Origin of the sequence: Parafrankia irregularis, assembly GCF_001536285.1 — a bacterium.
Lineage (GTDB): Bacteria > Actinomycetota > Actinomycetes > Frankiales > Frankiaceae > Parafrankia > Parafrankia irregularis.
This window is the reverse complement of sequence record NZ_FAOZ01000070.1, coordinates 1-5,584: the sequence shown is the minus strand read 5'-3', so window position 1 is coordinate 5,584 and position 5,584 is coordinate 1. Positions and strand designations below refer to the sequence as shown.

At 65.8% G+C, this 5,584-nt stretch carries 1 protein-coding gene; it reads left to right on the top strand.

From position 1 onward, the window contains the following. Window positions 1–5,584, top strand: a 5,584-nt coding sequence (locus AWX74_RS38590; RefSeq protein ID WP_114476469.1) for a non-ribosomal peptide synthetase, incomplete at both ends; no start/stop codon positions are given.

Sequence of the window (5,584 nt, the reverse complement as noted above, 5' to 3'; positions counted from 1 at the left end):
CCGCCCCCGACCTGACCGCCGGGTCCGGTGGCGGACGGCCCCCCGAGACAGACACCGAACTGGCCCTGGCGGGGGTGTTCCGTGACGTCCTCGCTCTCCCCGAGGGTATATCCCTGTCCGTCGACGACGACTTCTTCCGACTCGGGGGACACTCGCTGCTTGCGACGCGGGTCGTCGCCCGGGCCAACGCGATTCTCGGTTCAGGGCTGACTCTGCGGGATGTGTTCGACCATCCCACGATCGCGGGCCTGGCCGGGATCGTCATCGAAGGCTCGAGTGTCTCGACAGTTCCAGCGCTGCAAATCGGGGATATACCACGGCCCGCGAACCTGCCGGCATCCTTCGGACAACAAGCCCTCTGGATAACCGACCAGATTGCTGGCAAGACGGTCTACCGCATGGTTATGACCCTCCAATCACGCGAACCGGTCGACGTCAGTGCCCTGCAAGCGGCCGTTCGTCGTCTCGTCGCCCGGCACGAGATCCTGCGCACAACCTTCGTGCTCGACGAAGACACCGCCGAACTGCGTCAGAGGATCCACCCGGCCGCAGAACCGGATGCGGCGCTCGTCACTGTTGAGCAGATCCCCTCGTCAGCGTCGAATGCGAGGATTGCCGAACTCGTCGCCGCCCCAATAGACCTCGCGTCCGACTACGGCCTCCGGTTCTGTCTCCTCCGCCGGGAGGAAGACGATCTGCTCGTTGCCGCTGGGCACCACATCGTCACCGATGATCAATCATTCGATCCCTTCCTCCGTGATCTGAACGCTCTTTATCGCGAGGAGGCTTCGGGCACGTCGTCCGAGCTCGTTGCGCTTCCCGTGCAGTTCGCGGACTTCGCGCTCTGGCACCGGGCGGTGCTCGGTGACCCCCGAGATGCGGACTCGCGGTATCGGCGTGAACTTGAGTACTGGCACGGTGTGCTCGAAGATCTCCCCACGGAAACTCCGCTGCCAATTGATCACCCGCGCACCGAAACCGACTCGCGCACGGTCCGACCGGCGACCGCTGTGCTGTCTGACGATGAAGTCGGCGCCGTGGACGCCCTGCTCATCGAGCGCAGGGCGACACCGCTGCACGGGCTGATGACCGCGCTCGCGCTCGCGCTCTGGAGCGAGGGGACCGGCACCACGGTGCCGATCGGTATGCCTGCCAGCCTGCGCGATCTATCGGAGCTGGGCGACCTGATCGGCTACTTCGTGAACACCGTCGTCATCCGCTCCGACATCGACGAGACGGAGGGGTTCGGACAAGCGCTCACCAGCATGCGGGAGCGCATGCTTGAGGCGAACGAGCGCAAGCTCGTGCCTTTCGACGCCGTCGTCGAGGCGATCCAGCCGGTACGCACTCCCGGGATCAGCCCTCTCTTCCAGGTGATGGCCGCCTATCTCGACCAGAGTGATACGGAGCCGGACCCGGCCGCGACCTTCGTCCCCTACGTCCCGGTCGCGACCGGAGGACCGGGTCCGACCCGGCCCGCCCTCTTCGACCTCGTCTACTCCATCGCGAGGCGTGGCGACGGCGCTCTGGCTCTGCACCTGAACGCCGCCCGAGAACTTTTCTCCGAAGACACCTCGTCGCGGCTGCTACAGAAGACGCGGCTGTTTCTGACCCTCGGCGCGCGGCACCCAGAGCTTGCGTCCGTCCATCTTGCGGAAATGGTTCAGGCTGCTCTCGATTCCGGGCTTCAGGGGGCGGCCTCCGGACAGGAACGACCAGTCTTCCGCCTTGCGCTTCCCGCATTCGACATCCAGAACTCCGCGCTGTGGCGTGCTGCTGTTGATCACGTTGCTCTCGCGCTGGGTGGCGGCGAGATGCGGGTACAGGTGCTCGACGACGGAAGCGGCGAACTGGTCGCTGCACACGACGACGTCGAGGCCCTCGACGCGGTCGGAGCGCTGCTCGCCGAGCTTGTCGCCGGCTACGGCTCACAGAGCCGGCTGGTGATCGAGACGCCGCGAGCTGGCAGCGATCAACGGACAGACGCCGAGCTCAGCACGGTTCTCGAGGATCCCTTCTGGGACGACTGGATCGACCAGCTCGCCGCGGTGCGAGATGCCAGCCTGCCATCGAAGGCTGGCGAAGCACCGGCCTTCGCGACACATACTGCCGAGATCTCCGGACAGCGTGAGCTGAGCGGCACAACGCAACTCGAGGCGTGGGATGCGCTCGCCCGGACGCTCGCCCGGACGCTCGGCGAAAGCCAGCTGGTCGTCGAACGGTGCGAGCCCGCGGACGCATTCACAGTACGGAGCTACCCAGTACTTCTCGGCGAACCGGCAACCACCTCGAACGGAGGCGGCACCCACTCGCCTCTTATACTGAGCCCCGAGCGTGCGGCTGAATACGCGTCCCTGCGCGCTCGCCCGCAGCTCAGCCGATTCTTCGACGATCTGCCTCTCCCACGCATCCGGATCAGCGTGTTCCGTAGCGCGGCGGAGCGCATCGCAACGGTTCCCGCGATCTCCGCAGGCAATCCGATCCAGCTCGACATCTGCATCCTGATCGACCCGGGCTCGGCATCTGAGCCGCGAACAGTCCGGGTGGAGGTCGAGACAGCCCCTGGTATCGACCTGGACGCGCGCGCTCTGGCGGAGGAGATCGCCACCGCGACCGCCCAGATCGACTTTGCGCTCACGCTGTCGAGGCGGTCGCCAAGCGGGCTGCGTCTTCGTCGAGCCGACCGTCTCACGATCTCGCGGGAGGAGGAAGAGCGCATCCGTGCCCGCTACGGCAAGGCCTCCGAGATTCTCCCGTTGTCCACGCTGCAACGCGGCATCTTCTACCACATGGTGCGCGCGCAGGAGTCGGACGACCACAACGCCTACGTGTCGCAGGCCACGAGAGAGTTGTCAGGCGCGGTCGACCCTGACCGTCTCGAGGGTGCGGTCAGGGTCGTGCTCGACCGGTACCCGAACCTTCGTGCCGCCTTCGTGCCCTCGGGTGAGGCGCAGGTGATCCCCGCTGTCGCAGACGCGCCGTTCCGAATCATCCCGCTCACCGAGTGGTCCGAACTCCGTGTGGATATCGGTGATTTCCTGGCAGCCGAGCGACGTGAGCCCTTCGACTTCCAGACTCCACCGCTGATCCGGTTCACCCTCATCGAGCGGTCGACCGATTCCTGGATTCTGGCGATGTGCTTTGAGCACATTCTGCTGGACGGCTGGTCGTTGAAGGCCCTGTTCGAGGAGATCCTCACGATCTACGCGGATCCCGGGTACGCGGCCCGCGTCGAACCGGCGTCATTCCGCTCGTATCTCGAGTGGCTCGACGGTCGGGATCCCGAGACCGGCGTCCGCGCCTGGAGCGACTATCTCGCCGAGCTGACCGGCCCGACGATGCTCTGGCCGGAGGGTGGCGATCTCAGCGCGGGGCAGATCGACACGGGCGATCTGCATTACGATCTCGATCCGTCGGCGGCTGCTGCGGTGTACCGCGCCGCGCGGACTGCGCAGGTGACGGTGGGCACAGTCCTGCAGGCTTCCTGGGCTGTCGCCCTCAGCCGCCTGACTGGCAGCGACGACGTGGTGTTCGGCAACACGGTGTCCGGTCGCCCTCCCGAGCTTCCCGACGCGGACCGGACCATCGGGGTCCTCTTCAACACGGTACCGATGCGTGTGCGTCTCAGCCCGTTCGAGACGGCTCAGGAGATGCTCGCGCGAGTGCAGTCCGAGCAGCTGCTCGTCATCGACCATCCCGACACCGCGCTGACGAACATTCAGGCGTCTGCTGGTATGGCAGCGCTCTTCGACACGTTGTTCGTGGTGCAGAACCTGCCCTTCCAGGTGCGCGACGAACGTGACTGGGCTGGCGTTCGAGTGGTCGGCTCTGCCGTGGATGACGCCACGCATTACCCGGTGACGTTCGCAGTGAATGTATGGGAGCGGGCAGGATCCGCATCCGTGCATGTGCGGCTCTCCTACCGCCGCGACGCGTACGACGCGGCCAGCGCTGAAGAGATCCTGGAGCGCTACGTCGCGACGCTGAACGCGATCGCAAGCCGTTCGCGCGCGCACGTCGGCGAGCTGACGGCGCTGTTGCCTGACGAGGTCGAGCCTCACACCGGCACCATCGCCGACCTGTACCGAGATGTAGAGGCTGTCACTGTTGCGGGTCTTTTTGGTGATCAGGTGTTGCGGTCGCCGGGGGAGATCGCGTTGGTGGCGGGTGCGCGGAGTTTCACGTTTGCGGGGTTGTCCGCGGAGGTGAACCGGTATGCGCGGCTGCTGCTGGAGCGGGGCGTGCGCCAGGAGCACAGGGTTGCGCTGCTGCTGCCGCGTGATGAGCGGATGGTCATCGCGATGTTCGCGGTGTTCGCGGTGGGTGCGGCGTATGTGCCGGTCGATGCGGAGCTGCCCGATGATCGGATCGGTTACATGCTCGATGTGGCGGGTCCGACGGTCACGCTCGTCACTGATCGTGATGTGGCACGGCTCGGGTCCGCGGCGGGGCGGGTGGTGAATCTCGACGATGCGGTGGTGTGCGCGCGGATCGCGGAGCTGGCGGATGGGCCGGTCACCGTGGCCGAGCGCGGTGGGGAGGTGTCGCTGGATCATCTGGCGTACATCATCTTCACGTCCGGCTCGACGGGCCGACCGAAGGGTGTCGCGGTCGGTTATCGGGGTCTGACGAACATGTACGCGAACCATGTGGAGAAGATCTTCGATCGTGTGGTGGCCCATCAGGGCGGGCGGCGGATGCGGATCGCGCATACGACGTCGTTTTCGTTCGATGCGTCGTGGGAGCAGTTGTTCTGGCTGCTCAACGGCCACTCGGTGTATGTGATCAACGAGGAGATGCGCCGGGATCCGCAGCAGCTGCTCGCGTATTACGACGATCAGCGTATCGATGGGTTCGACGTGACTCCCTCGTACGGGCAGGTGCTCGTTGACGAGGGTTTGCTGGAGCGTGACCGGCCGGCGGGTCGATCGGTGTCGGCGGACGCGACGGGTGTGGTGTTCGTGTCGCTTGGCGGTGAGGCGGTTCCCGAGCGGCTGTGGCAGCAGTTGCGAGATGCCCCGGGTGTGGAGTCGTACAACCTGTACGGGCCGACCGAGTACACGATCAATGCGCTCGGCGCGGATCTCGCTGACAGTCCGAACCCGAGTGTGGGTACGCCGATCTTCAACACGCGGGCGTACATCCTGGATCAGAACCTGCAGTTTGCCCTGCCCGGTGTTCCGGGTGAGCTGTATCTCGCGGGTGTGGGTAGTGCGCGCGGCTACTGGGAGCAGTCCGCCCTCGCCGCCGAGAGGTTCGTGGCGTGTCCGTGGGAGGCGGGGGCGCGGATGTATCGCACGGGCGATCTGGCCCGGTGGAACGACGAGGGGCGTATTGATTTCCTCGGTCGTGTCGACGAGCAGACCAAGATCCGCGGGTATCGGATCGAGCCAGGGGAGATCCGTGACGTGCTGGAGGCGCACCCGGAGGTCGCGCGTGCTGAGGTCATCGCGGCGGACCATCCTTCCGGAGGGAAGTTTCTCGCTGCCTACGTGACCACGGCTCGCATTGATACCAGCGATGACGCGCTCCGCCGGTCACTCCGTGAGTACGCCGCACAGCACCTCCCCGACTACATGATCCC